The sequence below is a fragment of the Saccharospirillum impatiens DSM 12546 genome, from assembly GCF_000423605.1.
GTDB classification, from domain to species: domain Bacteria; phylum Pseudomonadota; class Gammaproteobacteria; order Pseudomonadales; family Natronospirillaceae; genus Saccharospirillum; species Saccharospirillum impatiens.
On sequence record NZ_AUIH01000036.1, the window covers coordinates 24,979 to 42,260 of the forward strand.

Consider the following 17,282-nt stretch of genomic DNA (forward strand, 5'->3'; position numbering starts at 1 on the left):
ATTACTCACTCCGGGCAATGACCAGCGCTTCTTCAGCTTCTTTTTCGGCAATTTTACGACGGATCAGTTGTTCGTAATGATCAACCAACGTGTCGTTTTGCACCTTGTGATCGGGTTTGCCATCGACATAAATCAAGTTCGAAGGGCTGCCGCCAGTCAGACCAAGATCGGCCTCTTTCGCTTCGCCTGGCCCATTCACCACGCACCCGATCACGGCAACATCCAGCGGTGTCAGTACGTCTTCAAGTCTCGACTCAAGGGCATTCATGGTGCCAATCACGTCGAAATTTTGCCGCGAGCAACTGGGGCAGGCAATAAAATTAATGCCTTTGTTGCGCAGTCGCAGGCTTTTCAGAATATCAAACCCGACTTTGATTTCCTCGACCGGATCTGCGGCCAGCGACACCCGCAAGGTATCGCCAATGCCGTCCATCAACAGCATGCCCAAACCGACCGACGATTTAACCGTGCCCGAGCGCAAACCACCGGCTTCGGTGATACCCAGATGCAGGGGCTGCTCGATCTGGCTGGCAATCTGGCGGTAGGCGGCGACGGTCATAAACACATCGGACGCTTTAAGGCTGAGTTTAAAGTTCTGAAAATCCAGTCGATCCAGAATATCAATGTGGCGCATGGCCGATTCGACCAGCGCTTCCGGTGTCGGTTCGCCGTACTTTTTTTGCAGGTCTTTTTCCAGCGAGCCGGCGTTTACACCGATACGGATCGGGATATTGCGATCCCGTGCGGCTTCTACCACGGCACGAACCCGGTCTTCCCGGCCAATGTTGCCGGGGTTGATGCGCAAACAATCGACGCCCAGTTCGGCAACGCGCAGAGCAATTTTATAATCAAAATGAATGTCGGCGATCAACGGCAGGCTGACGCGTTTGCGAATGGCGCCAAAGGCCTCGGCGGCGTCCATGCTGGGCACGGATACGCGAACCAGGTCGGCACCTGCCTGCTGCAGTTGTTCGATTTGACCGACCGTGGCATCCACATCGCAGGTTTCGGTGTTGGTCATGCTCTGCACGGCAATGGGAGCGTCCCCACCCACAGGAACATCTCCAACCCAGATTTTACGGGAAACCCGACGTTTGATCGGGCTGACGTGTTGCTTGTTCATGTTTCGTCCTGTGCTTGCTTCCAGCGCTGGTACTCGGCGAACTCAGGGCTGTTGGCGAAGCGGTTGCGAAGTTGCAAAACGAGTGAAGAATACAGGTCTTCATCGTTCATGGCGTAGGCAATTTGGATGCCCAGCCACAGACTGAAGGGGCTCTGATTGGCGCGTTCGGCTCGCACCAGGGAGATATAGCCGCGATAAGCGCGCAACGCTTCCTGCATGCGTTCCTGCTGGAACTGCAGGTCGGCAAGGCCGATGTAACTGTTCACCAGCAAACGATCCAGAACAATGGCCCGCTCATAGGCGGTTATAGCCTCATCAACCCGGTCAACCCGCCGGGCACTCAACGCCAGGTATTCAAAGCTCTGGGCGCGACGCTGGTAAAACGTATCCTTGGTGACTTCCTCGAACTCCTCGCGGGCATTCTCATATCTGCGCTCATTGTATAGAAACACGGCATACTGAAACCGGGCTTCAGTACCGCCATCGTAGCGAATGGCGCGTCGGAAATGATGATCAGCCAGGTCCACTTCACGCTCAACCTCATACACCCGGGCCAACCCCAGATGCGCGCCGGATGCCCGGCTATCAATATCGAGCGCCTGATCAAGCGAGCGCTTGGCTTCAAACAGGTTGTTGTTCTCGAAATGGGCATAGCCGATCTGGATATAGGTTTCGACGGCCTTTTCCAGATCCTGCTTGCCGGAGAACGGGCTTTGAGTCGTGGTAACACAGGCAGTCAACAGCAACGAGACGCTCACCAGCATTATAGCTCGCAACAGGTTCATGACACGCTCCTCTGGAACCGGGCTCCGGCCAGGCCAGCCGCCGTTTGCCCCAATTGGACGGCTTCGATAAACCGGTCAGAGCGGCGCGTCTTGTCGGTCACTTCGCCAACAAGCTGACCGCAAGCGGCGTCGATGTCGTCGCCTCGCGTTTTGCGAATGGTAACGTTATAGCCGGCGGCCAGCAGAATATCGCGAAAGCGGTGCATGCGATTGTTGCTGGGCCGCTCATAACCCGAGTTCGGAAAGGGGTTAAACGGAATCAGGTTGATCTTGCACGGAGTATCGCGCAATACCTCGACCAGTTCATGAGCGTGCTCGGGCTTGTCGTTGACTTCATTCATCAGCGTGTATTCGATGGTGGTTACCCGCTTCTCCGAGAACCGGCTCATGTAATGATTGCAGGCATCCAGCACCGACTGAATGTTGTACTTGCGGTTCACTGGCACCAGGGTGTTGCGCAAAGCATCGTTTGGGGCATGCAACGACAACGCCAGGGCGACATCAGTCACCTTGGCCAGCTCGTAAATGGCAGGCACCACGCCCGAGGTGCTTAAGGTAACCCGACGCTTTGACAAGCCGTAAGCATTGTCTTCCATCATCATCCCCATGGCTTCGACCACGTTGTCGAAGTTCAACAGGGGCTCACCCATGCCCATCATGACCACATTGGTGACCCGACGCTGGCGCTTTTCACCGGGCTGATTAAAGGATTGCACCGCAATCCAGACCTGGCCGATGATTTCAGCGGTGCTCAGGTCGCGGTTGAAGCCTTGCTTGCCGGTGGAACAAAAGGAACAGTCGAGCGCGCAGCCAATCTGGGAGGAGACACAAAGCGTGCCGCGGTCATCTTCAGGAATGAACACGGTTTCAATGGCACTGCCGCCTGGCATCTTCATGACCCATTTGCGGGTGCCGTCTTTGGAATCTTTCTGAAAAGTCACCTCGGGCGCGACAATCTCGGCACACTGCTGGAGTTTGGCCCGGGTTACTTTGCTGATATCCGTCATGTCGTCGAAATTGTCGACGCCATGCTGGTGAATCCACTTCATAACCTGGATCGCGCGGAATTTCTTCTCGCCGAGTCGGTCGACAAAAAACGCCTCCAGAGCGGGCAACCCCATCCCCAGCAGGTTCACTTTTTGTACCGTTTGTTCAGTCATGGATTCACCGTTGTATTCAGTCGATCGTTCTAAAACAGCAGACCGGGAAAACCCGCTGGCTTGCCAGTATCGGCCTGCCGGGGCCGTCTGTAACGGCCCCGCATCGATGGTTCAGCCGCGCGGGCAGAGCTCATCGTTGGAGAAGAAATACGCAATTTCACGTTCTGCAGAAGCCGGTGCATCAGAACCGTGAACGGCGTTCGCATCGATGCTGTCAGCAAAGTCGTGACGCAGAGTGCCAGCTGCAGCTTCTGCCGGGTTGGTTGCACCCATGATTTCGCGGTTCTTGGCTATCGCATTTTCGCCTTCCAGAACCTGAACCATAACAGGACCAGAGGTCATGAACTGGACCAGTGCCCCAAAAAACGGACGTTCTTTATGCTCGGCGTAAAAGCCTTCAGCCTGTTCCTGGCTCAGGTGGACCATTTTGGAGGCCACAATGCTCAGACCAGAGGCCTCAAAACGGCTGTAAATAGCGCCGATCAGGTTTTTAGCAACAGCATCGGGTTTAACGATGGAAAAAGTGCGTTCAATAGCCATGTTCAGTAAAGCTCCACTGTGTACGAATTGAGTCGGGCGCGGATTATACGTGGCTGGAGCCGCCGTTACCATGGCTCCGGAGCGGGTTTTACCCGACTTGACACAGGCAGGCGCCCCGGGCGTCAGGACCGCCCGGTGGAGCGACCGTAAAGTGAACGGAACGCCGATGGCGTCTTCAGAGCCGATCCCATACCGACGCGTCCAGCGCTACGCCTGTGGCGCGGCCCCGGGACAGAAAACGGTTTTCAAACTCACGCGGTGATAACGGCTGACTGAAATAGTAGCCCTGAATGCTGTCTACGCCCAAAGCCTCCAGGCAATGCATCTGTGCTGCCGTTTCCACACCTTCGGCCACAACCGTCATCTCCAGACTGTGCCCCATTCTTACCATGGCGCCGACCATCGCTTCATCCTGGCTGCGCCGGGCGATATCGTTGATGAAGGTTTTGTCGATCTTCAATACAGTGAACGGTAAGTAACGTAAATAGGATAACGATGAGTATCCGGTCCCGAAATCATCCAGAGCCAGGTGTACTCCGGCGTCTTTCAACACGTTCAGCTCCCCGACCACCCGTTCAGACGCATTAACCAGCAACCCTTCAGTCACCTCCAACTGCAATGAATTCGGGTTCAGCAACACCTGACCGAGAACCGACTTCACAGCCGCCAGAATACTCCCGTCCTGAAACTGACGCGGCGACACATTAATCGACATCATCATGGGAACTTCATACAGTGACTGCCAATGCTTCAGTTGCGCGCAAGCTTCTGTTAATACCCAGTGCCCGATTTCTCCAATAACCCCGATCTGTTCGGCAATGGGAATAAAGACATCCGGTGGCACCCGCCCCAGCGCCGGGTTGTTCCAGCGAATAAGCGCTTCCATCCCCTTTAGGCTCCGGCCTTCAGTCGCGACAATAGGCTGATAGACCAGCGATAATTCACCGCGTCCGAGGGCGCCGCGCAAGTGCTGATCGATCTGCAACCGCTCGGCCGCCTGAATATTCATCGACTGGGTAAAGAACTGATACCCCCGGCGACCACTGGCCTTGCTCTGCGCCAGCGCGCTGTCCGCCTCCCGAATCAGCGTCTCCCCGTCGCGGCCATCAACAGGGCCCAAACTGACTCCGATGGAGGCCGATACAGCCAACGAATGCGAATTAACCGCAAAGGGCTCAGCCATACTGGCCAGTATTCGCCGAGCGACAAGTTCGGCCGCCATGCCATCCTGAATGTGCGGCAACAGCACAATAAATTCATCGGCCCCGTAATATCCGAGCAAATCGCCTTTTTTCACCACAGAACGCAACCGCACGGCCACACTCTCCAGCAGTTGATTGGCCAGTTGGTGCCCCAGGGCTTCGTTGATGTCCTTGAAAAAGTCGAGGTCCATCATGAGCACCGCACAGAGATGGTTACGCTCTATGGCCACGTGCAAGGCTTCATCGAGCCGCTCACGCATATAACGCCGGCTGTTCAAACCGGTCAACGGGTCTTTATTGGCTTCCTGACGCACAGACTCAATCTGCTGATGCGCTTCCAGCACCCGATAGTCAGCCGTTCGCTTGAGACGGCGATAATGAATGGACCAAACCAGAAGAATAATGCCACCAAAGAACAGCCCGCTGGCCAGCGCAACCCACAAACCCCAGGGCATCGCCAGTGACCGCAATGACCACCAGGCCGACCCCTGCCAGAGCAATAACAGCCCCAGACTGATCCATCGTTTGTGACGCACAGGCTACCCGCCAGGTTGGCTCTACCTTGATGTCAGTGAGCAGCGATGTCCTTGATCCGGGCAACCATGGCTCTCAACCCGTTACCACGGGTCGGGCTAAGGTGTTTGACCAGATCCAGCTGCGAAAAATAGGCTTCGGTATCGAAGTCTAGAATCTGTTGACGTGTCTTGCCATTGTAGGCAGCTAAAACAATGGCAAGCAAGCCACGAACGATGTGGGCGTCGGAATCGGCCTGAAAACGGATGCGCTCACCCCCGGCGTCATCAACCAGCCAAACCTGGCTCTGGCAACCGCGTACGATGCGCTCATCGGTTTTCAGGGAATCGTCCATGGGCGGCAAATCCTTGCCCAGGTCAATGATATAGCGATATCGGTCTTCCCAGGAGTCAAAAAAAGACAGGGTTTCGACTATGTCGTCGCTGGTAACATCGGTTCCGAATTCGGTGCTCATGGCTGACCTGCTGGTTGGTTGTTAGTCACATTTGGTGGCTCAGTATCATTGGTGCCAATCGCCCGTGCCAGCCACCGAGCATACCTTTCCGGGGTCGGCGTTAACCCATCCATGGGGCCTAGACCGCAGCATCCCTGCTGCGGACTTCCCCGGAAAGGTATACTCGGCACCCGGCACTCTATTGGTTGCAAACAAAATATTTTATTAGTGCAGTGGGCAAAACGCATTCAGAAAAACAGACCGGTTTCCAACTGGGCCTCTTCCGACATCTTATCCCGGCTCCAGGGCGGGTCGAACACCAGTTCGACCGAGACCGATTCGACACCCGGCACCTTGGCGACCCGGTATTTGACGTCGTCGACCAGCACGGGTCCCATGCCACAACCCGGGGCGGTCAGGGTCATGTCGATCATCACGTTATGGCCTTCGATGGCCACCTTGTAGATCAAGCCCAACGCGACCACATTGACCGGGATTTCCGGGTCGAAAATGGATTCCATGGCCGCCCAAACCTGGGCCTCATCGATCTGGCCATCAGCACGCGGCTCAAATTCCAGTTTTTGCGGTTCAAAACCGAGTGCATCAGCATCAGTCCCGTCAATGCGGGCCATATTGCCGTTATGCACCACGGTGTAGTTGCCACCGAGCGATTGAGTGAGGGTGACGAAGCTGTCCTGCGGAATGGTGATGGGCGTACCTACCGGCACCAGCCGCGCTTCAACATCCCGCTGGGTGACCACCATGCGTTTTTCCATCAGTGCGCAGGCTCCGCCAGATCCGTGTCAGCGGCATCGGAGTCGACCACAAAGCTTTCACCACAACCGCATTCGGCGGTTACGTTCGGGTTGCGAAACTTGATCACCCGGTTAATGCCGTCTTTGGCGAAATCGATCTCGGTCCCCTGCACAATGGGCAGCGCGTCTTTTTGCACAAACAAGGTTACGTCATCGGCCATCGGTAACCGAACATCGGTCTCATCGGCTTCCGTCACCAGATCGACAATGTACATGTAGCCGGAACAGCCACTTTCCTTGATCGATAGCCGTATGCCCTGGGCGCCAGCTTCCTGTATCTGGCGGCGGCTGTGCTCAACGGCGGCGGCGGTCATGGTCAGCTGGGCCGACTGACTCGGATCAAAGGATTCAACACTCATGGTCGTACTCCTGTTTCATAAAGGGGCTGTTTCCCGTCGGTGCAGTACCGATTAAAAGTACCGATTTACAGTACCGATATGTAGTACCGATTTGTACTACCGATATGGGGTCAACAGCGCTTACATCAAAAAAGTTTTGGCTTTATCAAGCCCGGCAAACAGCGCATCGACATCGGCACGGGTGTTATAGAGCGCAAAGCTGGCACGCACACTGCCGGTCAAACCAAACCGGGTCATGATCGGCATGGCGCAATGGTTGCCTGTGCGCACCGCAACACCCTGCTGGTCGAGCAACATGCCCAGATCAGCCGGGTGCGCGCCGTCCAGAATAAAACCCAAGACACCGGCACGATGATCGGCATCGCCCACCAGCGTCAGACCCGGGTAGTCTTTGGCGCGGCTGACCGCGTAATCGAGTACGTCCCGCTCATGGGCAGCAACGGCATCACGATCGAGGCTGTTGATAAACTCAATGGCCGCTCCGGTACCGATGGCACCCGCGACATTTGGCGTCCCGGGTTCAAACTTGAACGGCAAGGTATTGAAGGTAGTGCCTTCAAAAGACACCGTTTCAATCATTTCACCACCGCCCATAAACGGAGGCATCGCATCAAGCAACTCACGCTTGCCGTACAAGACACCAATGCCCATCGGGCCATACATCTTGTGCGCAGAAAACGCGTAAAAGTCACAATCCAGCGCCTGCATGTCGAGCGGCCAGTGAGCCACCGCCTGTGCACCATCTATCAGCACTTTCGCACCCACGGCGTGGGCCTGCTCGATAATGCTTTCAACCGGGTTTACCGTGCCCAGCGCATTGGAAACGTGCACGATGGATACCAGCTTCACGCGCTCATCAAGCAAATCCGCAAACGCAGCCATGTCTAACTGACCCCGATCATCCACCGGTATCGGTACCAGTTCGACGCCGGTCTGACCGCCCAGAATTTGCCAGGGAACGATGTTGGCGTGGTGCTCCATGCCGGAGACCAGAACGCGATCGCCTTTTTTCAGGTTATCGCGACCCCAACTGAACGCTACCAGGTTAATCGCCTCGGTAGTGCCTTTGGTCCAGATCACTTCGTCGGTACTGCGCGCATTGATAAAACCGCGCACCGCTTCCCGGGCCTGTTCGAACCGCGCCGTGGCGCGATCGCTCAGGGTGTGAGCACCGCGATGCACATTGCTGTTATCGTGCCGGTAATAGTCGGCAATGGCGTCGATGACGTCGTTGGGCTTGTGCGTTGTGGCGCCGTTATCGAGGTAGACCAGCGGTTTGCCGTTCACTTGCTGGTCGAGTATCGGAAAGCGCGCGCGCAACGCATTCACATCGAAGCTCATAGCAAATGCCCCGCCAGGTCATCTTCTTTGGCAAACAGCGATGCCAGCAAAGGCCGCAGCAACCGTTTTACCGGATCATCATCAAGCGCTTCGAGCAGCTCATTAATGAAGCCGAAGCTCATCATCACTTCAGCTTCCTGCCGGCTGATGCCACGAGACAGAAAATAAAACAGCGAGCCTTTGTCGAGCTGTGCAACGGTCGCACCGTGCGCGCACTTGACGTCGTCGGCGTAAATTTCCAGTTCCGGCTTGGTGTTGATTTCGGCACGGTGGCTGGTCAGCAAGTTTTTATTGCTCAGTTCAGCCAGCGTTTTCTGAGCGTCTTTATGAATGTGAATACGGCCATTAAACACCGCCTTCGCATCATCGCCGATGATCCCGCGGAACACTTCATTGGAGGTACCGTGCGGTACTTCGTGTTCCAGTGTGGTGTGGTAATCGACGTGCTCTTTGCCTTTTGGCAGATAAACCCCGTTCAACTGAAGGTGAGCGCCACTGCCACAATGGCGAACCACGATGTCTTTGCGCTTGAGTACACCGCCCAGTGCCATATGAAAACTGTTCATCTGGCTATGAGCGCGCAATACCGCCTGCAGTGACCCCAGATGACGAACATCACCGGTCTCCAGCAGCAAGTGGTAATGCGTCAGTTTTGCGCTGTCGCCCACGTCAATTTCCGTCACCGGGTTAATGAACACCGGCCCGTCAGATTCACTGGCGAAGGTTTCAACCAGGGTCATCTGGCTGCGAGAACCCAAGTCGAGCATAACCCGAACTGGCACTGCTCTTCCGTTGGCATTGGGCGACAACACCTGGTTTATGTGCAGCGGTTTCTCCAGCACCGTTTCCGGGGCTACTTCGATCCAGACTGCTTCAGCCAATAACGCCTGGTTGAAAGTGGTAAACAGCTGATCGCCCGCCAGGGTCTTGGCCAGCCGTTGCTCAAACCGGGCACGCTGCTCGGCCGTTGCTTTCGACAGCAACTGCACACTAACGCCTTCAGGCAAGGCACCATGATCGGTGACTTTGCCGTCGACCAGGGTAATTACGGTGCGATCCCAGTCGGCAAACACGGTACCGGTCGCACTACCTGGCTGCTCAGACAGCGACCATTCGGTGCCCAGCATGGATTTCAGCGGTGTGTACTTCCAGGCTTCCGTCTTGCGGGTCGGCCAGGGGGTGGCGGCAAATTGCGACCAGGCGCTCGCGCGCCAGTCTTTCAGCCAGCCCCAGTCTGACTGTGCCTGCAAGCCATGGTGAGCCTGTTCTGCCTGCATCGGGTCGGACACTTAGGCCACCTCCTCGTCGATCCAGCTGTAACCGTGTTTTTCCAGTTCCAGCGCCAGTTCACGACCACCGGATTTCACGATGCGCCCTTTGGCCAGAACGTGCACATAGTCCGGCACAATGTAGTCGAGCAGGCGCTGGTAATGCGTCACCACGATGATGCCCCGGTCCGGGCTGCGCAGTTCATTAACGCCCCGGGCAACCACCTGTAATGCATCGATATCGAGACCGGAATCGGTTTCATCCAGAATGCACAGGCTCGGTTCGAGCAGCATCATTTGCAGCAGTTCGTTGCGCTTTTTCTCGCCACCGGAGAAACCTTCGTTAACACCGCGTTTGAGAAAATCGGCGGGCAAGTCCACCGCTTTGCATTTCTCACGGGCAAGCTTGATGAAATCCATCGAGCTCATCGCCTCTTCACCGCGTGCGGAACGAATGGCATCGACACTGGCTTTCAGAAATTCCATGTTCGAGACGCCGGGTATTTCAACCGGATACTGAAACGCCAGAAAGATACCCGCACGGGCGCGTTCTTCAGCTTCGAGTTCGAGCAGATTCTGACCTTTATAGGTTACCGTGCCGCCGGTCACTTCATAACCGGGACGACCCGACAATACATTGCCGAGGGTACTCTTGCCGGCCCCATTCGGGCCCATAATGGCATGCACTTCACCCGGCTTAACCTCAAGGTTCAGACCGTGCAAAATGGCCGTATCTTCGACCCGGGCGTGCAAATCGTTAATGTTCAGCATGTTTCAATCTCATTCCTTCAAATTCGGTTCATCGTGAGTGCGCAAGAGGCCGGCGATGCCCGCCCGGGGTACTAACCCACTGCGCCTTCCAGACTGACTTCCAGCAACTTGCCGGCTTCCACGGCGAATTCCATGGGCAATTCTCGGAACACGTCTTTGCAGAAACCGTTAACAATCATCGAGACTGCTTTTTCGGCATCGATGCCGCGTTGCTGACACAGGAACATCTGGTCGTCACTGACTTTTGAGGTGGTTGCCTCGTGCTCGACCACCGCCGTCGGGTTCTTCGATTCAATGTACGGAAAGGTATGAGCCCCGCACTGATCACCGATCAGCAATGAGTCGCACTGGGTATAATTTCGCGCGCCTTCGGCTCCGGGGTTCATCTTCACCAGACCACGGTAGCTATTGGAGCTGTGCTTGGCGCTGATGCCCTTGGCGATGATGGTCGAGCGCGTGTTTTTGCCCAGGTGAATCATCTTGGTGCCGGTATCGGCTTGCTGATAATTACTGGTCAGCGCAACGGAATAAAACTCACCAATGCTGTCGTCCCCTTTCAGGATGCACGACGGGTATTTCCAGGTCACCGCAGAACCCGTTTCGACCTGGGTCCAGGAAATCTTGGCACGGGTGTGAGCAATGCCACGCTTGGTCACGAAGTTGTAGATACCACCCTTGCCTTGCGCATCGCCCGGGTACCAGTTCTGTACCGTTGAATACTTGATGTCGGCATCGTCCAGCGCAACCAGTTCAACCACGGCCGCGTGCAACTGGTTTTCATCGCGCATCGGCGCGGTGCAGCCTTCAAGATAACTGACCTGGCTGCGTTCATCGGCGATGATCAGCGTACGCTCGAACTGTCCGGTCTTGGCTTCGTTAATTCGGAAATACGTCGACAGTTCCATCGGGCAACGCACGCCCTTGGGAATGTACACAAAGGAACCATCGGAAAAGACCGCTGAGTTCAGGGCGGCATAGAAGTTGTCTTTCTGCGGCACAACCGAACCCAGATACTTCTGTACCAGCTCGGGGTATTCATGCACGGCTTCAGAAATCGGGCAAAAAATCACACCCGCGTCTTTCAGTTTCTGACGGAAGGTTGTACCCACCGATACGCTGTCGAACACCATATCAACCGCTACACCCGCCAGCACTTCCTGCTCGTGAACGGGAATGCCCAGCTTTTCATAGGTGCGCAGCAGTTCGGGGTCGACTTCATCGAGTGACTGCGGGCCGTCTTCCATGCTTTTTGGCGACGAATAGTAAGACAGCGCCTGAAAATCCGGCTTTGGGTAGACCACGTGCGCCCACTCTGGTTCTTTCATGTCCAGCCAGGCACGGTAAGCCTTCAGACGCCACTCGAGCATCCATTCTGGCTCTTGCTTTTTGGCCGAAATCAGACGAATGACGTCTTCATTCAAACCGGGCGGAATGGTCAGTGACTCGATATCGGTTATCCAACCGGCCGAGTATTCCGACTTCAGATACTGGTCAATATTCTCACTCATGATATTCCCCTGCGAAGGTCAGGAGGTCACCGCGCTGGCTTGCTTGCGCAAGGCCGTCACGGCGTCCCTAATACGGTGTATGGCTTGGTCCACCTCTTCACGGGTGGTGAAACGGCCCAGGCTGAAGCGCAAGGAACCGTGTGCAGCCTGATCACTCAGGCCCATGGCTTTTAATACGTACGAAGGTTCAACGCTGGCGGACGTACAGGCCGACCCGGTAGACACCGCCAGATCGCGTAACGCCATCATCAGGGACTCGCCGTCGATGCCGCCGAAATGAATGTTCAAGTGCCCCGGCGTACGTGGCGCCTGACCGCCGTTAATGTGTATCTCACCGAGATCGGCAATGCCCTGCCAGAGCGTATCGCGCAGCATGGCGATGCGCTGGCTTTCGTCAGTCAGGTGTTCTGCGACCAGACTGGCCGCCACTCCAATACCCACCAGCTGATGAGTCGCCAGGGTGCCGGAACGCATGCCGCGTTCATGACCGCCGCCGTGAATCTGGGGCAACAGCGTTAAACTGGAACGACGCCGCACGTACAAAGCGCCGACGCCCTTGGGGCCATAAAACTTGTGCGCCGACACCGACGCCATCGTCGCTTGCCAGTCATCGACCTGAACCGGGATCTTGCCAACGGCTTGCGCAGCATCCACGTGAAACCAAATGTTGTGATCGGTACACAGCTGGCCAATGCCCGCCACCGGGTTCAGCACACCGGTCTCATTGTTGGCCGCCATGATGCTGACCAGACGCGTATTGGGTTGCAGCGCGGCGGCGACGGCTTCTGCCGAAACAACACCATCGGCATCGGGCATAACCACCGTCAGGCCATACCCTTTTTGTTCCAGGTAGCGGACCGGGTCGAGCACGGCTTTGTGTTCTGTTGCGGCAACAACGAAATGGCAGTCGCCGGGCGCGAATTGTTCCGCGACACCTTTAATAGCGAGGTTATTGCTCTCGGTGGCACCGCTGGTCCAGACGATCTCGCGGCTGTCGGCACCCAGCAGGTCGGCGACTTCATTGCGGGCATCTTCCACCGCTTCCTCGGCCTGCCAACCCAACAGGTGCGAGCGTGAGGCCGGGTTACCGTAAATACCATCACGGGTCAGGTGCGCCATCATTCGCTCGGCGACGCGTTCGTCGACCGGGGTCGTCGCGGCGTAATCAAAGTACATCGGTTGCGTGCTCATAACTGACTGGCCAATATGGTGGCTTCGTTCGGGACTTCGGAACGCCCGGTTTTCAAAAACTGATGCTGACGCTGGCTGACCGCCTGAATATCACGCCGCCCGACCAGATCGGACAGGGATATGCCGTGCAGAAAGTCATGAATCTGCTGACTGAGGTCCTGCCACAGATGATGGGTCAGGCAGACTTCGCCCTGCTGGCACCCGATTTTCCCCTGGCATTTGGTGGCATCGAGCGATTCGCTGACGGCATCCACCACGTCGGCCACGCTGATCAGATCACTCGCCCGGCCCAGCTGATAACCACCGCCTGGCCCACGCACAGACGTCACCAGCGTATGGCGCCGCAATTTGGCAAAGAGCTGCTCCAGGTAAGACAGTGAAATGCCCTGCCGGTCGGAAATATCCGACAAACTGATCGGGCCAGCCTCCTGGTTCAGCGCCAGATCCAGCATGGCCGTTACCGCATAGCGGCCTTTGGTCGTCAGTCTCATGCGGGTGATCCCCCAAATGGCTGGATGTTCATGGATCAAGGTCGTCGAGCCGCTGCCGAATGGCAAAGAGGCTCTGATGGGCGCGAATTATAAATACCTGAGTAAAACAGTCAACTATTGCCCACTAAAAAGCCGAAAGCACCCGGCCACGCACCTTGATACCAAATCACGGATCACGCCCCAGCCGAACCATTGATGCAAAAAAATAACAAATAGCCACCTTTCGTTTACAAAACACCCGAGCTGGACTAGTTATAAGTAGAGCAAAATTGCACATACGCGGACGTTCAAGCGCCAGGCATCGGGTAAAAAGCACAGATGCCATAGCCGCACAGTGATTGAACAGGACGCCCGTTAGTATCACGACGAACAACAACAATAAGCGAGTGGTCGGGCACGACCTGAGCCACTCCGGAGTCGCTGCCATGCTATTTCTTACCATCCCTCGCCTGGCCGGGAGGGTATGACCGTGCTCAGTATTACCGAGGCCAGCCTGGCCTTTGGCGGAATCAAGGCGTTGGACGATGTCTCGTTTACCGCCGCGTCTGGTGAAATCACCGCTATTATCGGCCCAAATGGTGCGGGCAAAACCAGCCTGTTCAACATCATTTCCGGGTTCTACACCCCCCAAAAGGGTCGAATTCTGTTCGATGAACAGGACATCACGGGCATGCGCGCCGACAAACGGGCCGCACTTGGCATTGCCCGGACCTTTCAGAACATCGCCCTGTTCCGTGGAATGTCAGTGCTCGAAAACATCAAGCTCGGTGGCCATACCCGACTGAACACGGGGTTTTGGTCTGCAGGCTTTTATTACGGAAACGCCCAACGGGAAGAAGCCCGGCTGCGGGCTGAGATCGAGCGGGACGTCATCGATTTTCTGGAACTGGACCACATCCGAAAAGCCCCGGTAGGCGCCCTGCCCTATGGTTTGCAAAAACGTATCGAGCTGGGTCGCGCCTTGGCCATGCAACCCCGGGTATTGCTGCTCGACGAACCAGTGGCTGGCATGAACCGGGAGGAAACGGAAGACATGGCCCGTTTCATTCTCGACATTCAGGCCCGCTGGGGCACCACCATTTTGCTGGTTGAACACGACATGGGCATGGTGATGGACATCTCCAACCAGGTCGTGGTGCTTAACTTCGGTCGCCAGATTGCTGTAGGCAGCCCCGAACAGGTGCAAGCTAACCCCGCTGTTATCGAGGCGTACCTCGGCACCAGCGATCGCAGTGACAACACAGCCGGGGAGGCAATCGCCTGATGGGCCAGTTCATTCAGTACATGATCAACGGGGTGATCTCCGGCAGCCTGCTGGCGTTAATCGCGCTGGGTATTGTTGCCGTGTTTAAGGCCACCAAGGTGGTCAACTTTGCACACGGCCACCTGATTCTCTTCGGTGCCTACTTCTATTTCACCTTTTCGGTGGTTCTGCCGGAAGCGGCCTTCATGCCTGGCTGGGTCAGCAGTTGGGAGCCTGCCTGGTTGCTAGCCTACGCTGGTGACGCTCCGATGTTTTCGCCCCGCGCCGCCATTGCCAGTTGGGTCAGTGACCTGCCCCGCATTTTGCTGGGACTGGTGGGCGCATTAGCCGCCAATGCGGTGCTGGCGCTGATCATCGAACGACTGGTGATGCGCCCGCTGCTGGGGCAATCGGCCTTCGCGATGATTCTATCGACGGTTGGTCTGATCTGGGTCCTCGAAGGCAGTGCCGGTTTGATCTGGACGGCCGAGGCCGAGCAAGTCCCGGCGCTCGGGCCCAATTTCCCGATCCGTTTTCAACTGTTCGACCAGAATCTGTTTTTGTTCAGCGGTTCTCTGGTCAACCTGCTGGTCGCCCTGCTGTTATTCGCGACCCTGATGCTGGTGCTGCGCTATACCCGTTCCGGCGTCGCGATACGAGCCACAGCTGAAGATCAGAGCACCGCCTACGCCATGGGCATCAATGTGCCCAAAGTGTTTTCCACCGCCTGGCTGGTCGCTTCAACGACCGGGGCCGTCGCGGGGGCCATTCTGGCCAGCCGCAATGGGTTGTCGCCGGCGATTGGTTTGTTTGGTTTGTCTGTGCTGGCCGTGGTGTTGATGGGCGGGCTCGACTCCTTTGCCGGCGTGCTGATCGCCTCGATGCTGGTCGGCATTCTCAGTTCGATGGCGCAATGGAAACTCGGCGGTGGCGTGGCAGAAATCGTCCCTTATGTTGCGGTGTTGGTGGTTATTCTGATCCGGCCCCATGGCTTTATGGGTCAGGAGGAGATTGAGCGAATATGACCGAAGCATCTGATTCCCAACCCTTAACCTCACGTTTCGAAGAACGTGCCGATTGGGCGGCATTGGCACTCAAACCAAACCAGACAGACCACAGGATAACGCCATGATCACCGGACATTTCAAGACTGACTACAGCGCCGATGAGGGTATCTGGTCGATCTGGCCCAAACGCTGGGGGCTGGTGGCAGCCCTCATTGCCCTGGCCGTTTTCCCTTTTATGGCGAGCAATTATGCACTGCTGCTGGCCGGCCAGATCGGCATTTTCATCGTGGCCGTTGTCGGGCTGAACGTCCTGATCGGCTATACCGGGCTGATGTCGCTCGGGCACGGCGCTTTCTTCGCCGTGGGCGCTTACACCACAGTCGCCATTCATCATGAATGGCCGCTGACCTTTCCACTGATCACACTGGTCATTTCAACCGTTGTTGCGGCAGCTTTTGGCGTTCTGTTCGGGCTGCCATCGCTTCGCGTTAAAGGGCTGTACCTGGCCGTGGCGACCTTGTCGGCCAACTTCATCATTCTGTTTCTGATCGAGCAGGACTGGCTGGCCGAATGGACCGGCGGCGTGCGCGGCACTGAAACGCCCAATGCCGTTTTCTTTGGCTATGAACTGGTGTCACAGCAAGCCAAGTATTTCTTCATTATGCCAGTGATGGTGATCATGCTGCTGTTCGCTCAAAACCTGTTCCGCACCCGGTTTGGCCGTGCTCTGATTGCCATTCGCGACAAAGATTACTCGGCCGAGATTCTCGGCATTGCCCTGTTCAGCCACAAGCTGAAAAGCTTTGCCATTTCTGCTGCTTATTGCGGTGCGGCCGGCAGCCTGTGGGCTTACTTTTTCCCGGCTATACTGCCGGAGGACTTTGGGCTGAACATGTCTATTACTCTGGTTGTGTGCCTCGTTGCCGGTGGCATGGGGCGCACACTCGGGCCCATATTCGGCACTATTCTGATACTGCTGGTACCGGAGTTGCTGAAAGTTGTCGCCGGCTACGTCACTGGCGGTGATGCTACGGCGCAAACCTGGGTAAGCCCGGTCCGCGACATTTTATTCGGCCTGATGATCATTGGCTTTCTGATTTTTGAACCGATGGGTCTGGTCAACATCTGGGACCGTTTCTGGCGCTTTTTGTCGCGCTGGCCATTCGCGAAGTAGGAGGAAGAGGACGAAGAAGCTGCGAGCTGTTAGCTAGTGCCCGTCCATAAACGGCTAAGCTTCTGAAAATAAAAGAAAAATCTCGATCAGAGGGTTAAAAAGGCCCTAATACTTTGTAGAATTGTCTTCGACAAAAAAGCAAAGCACAAAGAAAAGGGCCTTACCATGCGAGAATCCCGCACGGCACAGAACAGTTTATTTGATGTGTATGCACCACACAAGTTTGGCTTGTTCCTTAGTAATCTATCGCGGGTGCTGGACGCTCACCCGGAGATACTCCCATTGCTGGAGGAAGACTTCCGCGCTGAAAATACACAGGTTACGGGACGAAAAGGGT

The 17,282-nt window shown here is 56.2% G+C and carries 17 protein-coding genes; 3 read left to right on the plus strand and 14 right to left on the minus strand.

Going from position 1 to position 17,282, the window contains the following annotated elements; all coding sequences use genetic code 11:
• Window position 1 precedes the first annotated feature (1 nt).
• From ispG to iscR, 14 genes are all read right to left on the minus strand, one after another.
• Window positions 2-1,123: a flavodoxin-dependent (E)-4-hydroxy-3-methylbut-2-enyl-diphosphate synthase gene (gene ispG / locus G565_RS0115390; RefSeq protein WP_028671697.1), complete on the minus strand. Its 1,122-nt coding sequence runs from the start codon at window positions 1,121-1,123 to the stop codon at window positions 2-4.
• Window positions 1,120-1,908 carry a tetratricopeptide repeat protein gene (locus G565_RS0115395; protein WP_028671698.1) on the minus strand — a complete coding sequence of 263 codons (789 nt, stop codon included), beginning with the start codon at window positions 1,906-1,908 and terminating at the stop codon, window positions 1,120-1,122. Before G565_RS0115395 ends, ispG begins: the two co-directional genes overlap by 4 nt.
• Window positions 1,905-3,068 (minus strand): dual-specificity RNA methyltransferase RlmN, encoded by a 1,164-nt coding sequence (gene rlmN, locus G565_RS0115400; RefSeq protein ID WP_028671699.1) that lies wholly within the window; start codon window positions 3,066-3,068, stop codon window positions 1,905-1,907. The genes G565_RS0115395 and rlmN overlap by 4 nt, the downstream gene beginning before the upstream one ends.
• A 111-nt stretch (window positions 3,069-3,179) precedes the next feature.
• Window positions 3,180-3,608: a nucleoside-diphosphate kinase gene (ndk, locus tag G565_RS0115405; RefSeq protein WP_028671700.1), complete on the minus strand. Its 429-nt coding sequence runs from the start codon at window positions 3,606-3,608 to the stop codon at window positions 3,180-3,182.
• A 175-nt stretch (window positions 3,609-3,783) separates the two neighbouring features.
• On the minus strand, window positions 3,784-5,346 hold the full coding sequence (locus G565_RS24405; RefSeq protein ID WP_051208036.1) for a putative bifunctional diguanylate cyclase/phosphodiesterase: 1,563 nt from the start codon (window positions 5,344-5,346) through the stop codon (window positions 3,784-3,786).
• Window positions 5,347-5,378: 32 nt separating this feature from the next.
• Window positions 5,379-5,798, minus strand: coding sequence for a SufE family protein (locus G565_RS0115415; protein ID WP_028671701.1), 420 nt, complete (start codon window positions 5,796-5,798; stop codon window positions 5,379-5,381).
• Window positions 5,799-6,025: 227 nt separating this feature from the next.
• Window positions 6,026-6,553, minus strand: a complete 528-nt coding sequence (gene sufT, locus G565_RS0115420; protein WP_028671702.1) for a putative Fe-S cluster assembly protein SufT — start codon at window positions 6,551-6,553, stop codon at window positions 6,026-6,028.
• Window positions 6,553-6,951, minus strand: coding sequence for a HesB/IscA family protein (locus G565_RS0115425; protein ID WP_028671703.1), 399 nt, complete (start codon window positions 6,949-6,951; stop codon window positions 6,553-6,555). The genes sufT and G565_RS0115425 overlap by 1 nt, the downstream gene beginning before the upstream one ends.
• A gap of 120 nt (window positions 6,952-7,071) precedes the next feature.
• Window positions 7,072-8,292: an aminotransferase class V-fold PLP-dependent enzyme gene (locus G565_RS0115430; protein ID WP_028671704.1), complete on the minus strand. Its 1,221-nt coding sequence runs from the start codon at window positions 8,290-8,292 to the stop codon at window positions 7,072-7,074.
• On the minus strand, window positions 8,289-9,581 hold the full coding sequence (sufD, locus tag G565_RS0115435) for a Fe-S cluster assembly protein SufD (RefSeq protein WP_051208038.1): 1,293 nt from the start codon (window positions 9,579-9,581) through the stop codon (window positions 8,289-8,291). The genes G565_RS0115430 and sufD overlap by 4 nt, the downstream gene beginning before the upstream one ends.
• The gene (sufC, locus tag G565_RS0115440; RefSeq protein WP_028671706.1) at window positions 9,582-10,331 is read right to left on the minus strand and encodes a Fe-S cluster assembly ATPase SufC; all 750 of its coding nucleotides are present in this window, start codon (window positions 10,329-10,331) and stop codon (window positions 9,582-9,584) included.
• Between the two features lie 71 nt (window positions 10,332-10,402).
• The gene (sufB, locus tag G565_RS0115445) at window positions 10,403-11,839 is read right to left on the minus strand and encodes a Fe-S cluster assembly protein SufB (protein WP_028671707.1); all 1,437 of its coding nucleotides are present in this window, start codon (window positions 11,837-11,839) and stop codon (window positions 10,403-10,405) included.
• A gap of 18 nt (window positions 11,840-11,857) precedes the next feature.
• Entirely contained in the window at window positions 11,858-13,030 is a 1,173-nt protein-coding gene (locus G565_RS0115450; protein ID WP_037339661.1) for an aminotransferase class V-fold PLP-dependent enzyme, read from the minus strand.
• A complete protein-coding gene (iscR, locus tag G565_RS0115455) occupies window positions 13,027-13,521 on the minus strand; it encodes a Fe-S cluster assembly transcriptional regulator IscR (RefSeq protein WP_028671709.1) in 495 nt (164 codons plus the stop codon). The genes G565_RS0115450 and iscR overlap by 4 nt, the downstream gene beginning before the upstream one ends.
• Before the next feature lie 463 nt (window positions 13,522-13,984).
• Here iscR and G565_RS0115465 point away from each other — a divergent pair, with 463 nt between their 5' ends.
• The 3 genes from G565_RS0115465 (at window position 13,985) to G565_RS0115475 (ending at window position 16,945) form a co-directional block, all read left to right on the plus strand.
• Entirely contained in the window at window positions 13,985-14,785 is an 801-nt protein-coding gene (locus G565_RS0115465; RefSeq protein ID WP_028671710.1) for an ABC transporter ATP-binding protein, read from the plus strand.
• Window positions 14,785-15,789, plus strand: a complete 1,005-nt coding sequence (locus tag G565_RS0115470; RefSeq protein WP_028671711.1) for a branched-chain amino acid ABC transporter permease — start codon at window positions 14,785-14,787, stop codon at window positions 15,787-15,789. Before G565_RS0115465 ends, G565_RS0115470 begins: the two co-directional genes overlap by 1 nt.
• Before the next feature lie 103 nt (window positions 15,790-15,892).
• Window positions 15,893-16,945, plus strand: coding sequence for a branched-chain amino acid ABC transporter permease (locus G565_RS0115475; RefSeq protein ID WP_028671712.1), 1,053 nt, complete (start codon window positions 15,893-15,895; stop codon window positions 16,943-16,945).
• Window positions 16,946-17,282: the final 337 nt, after the last annotated feature.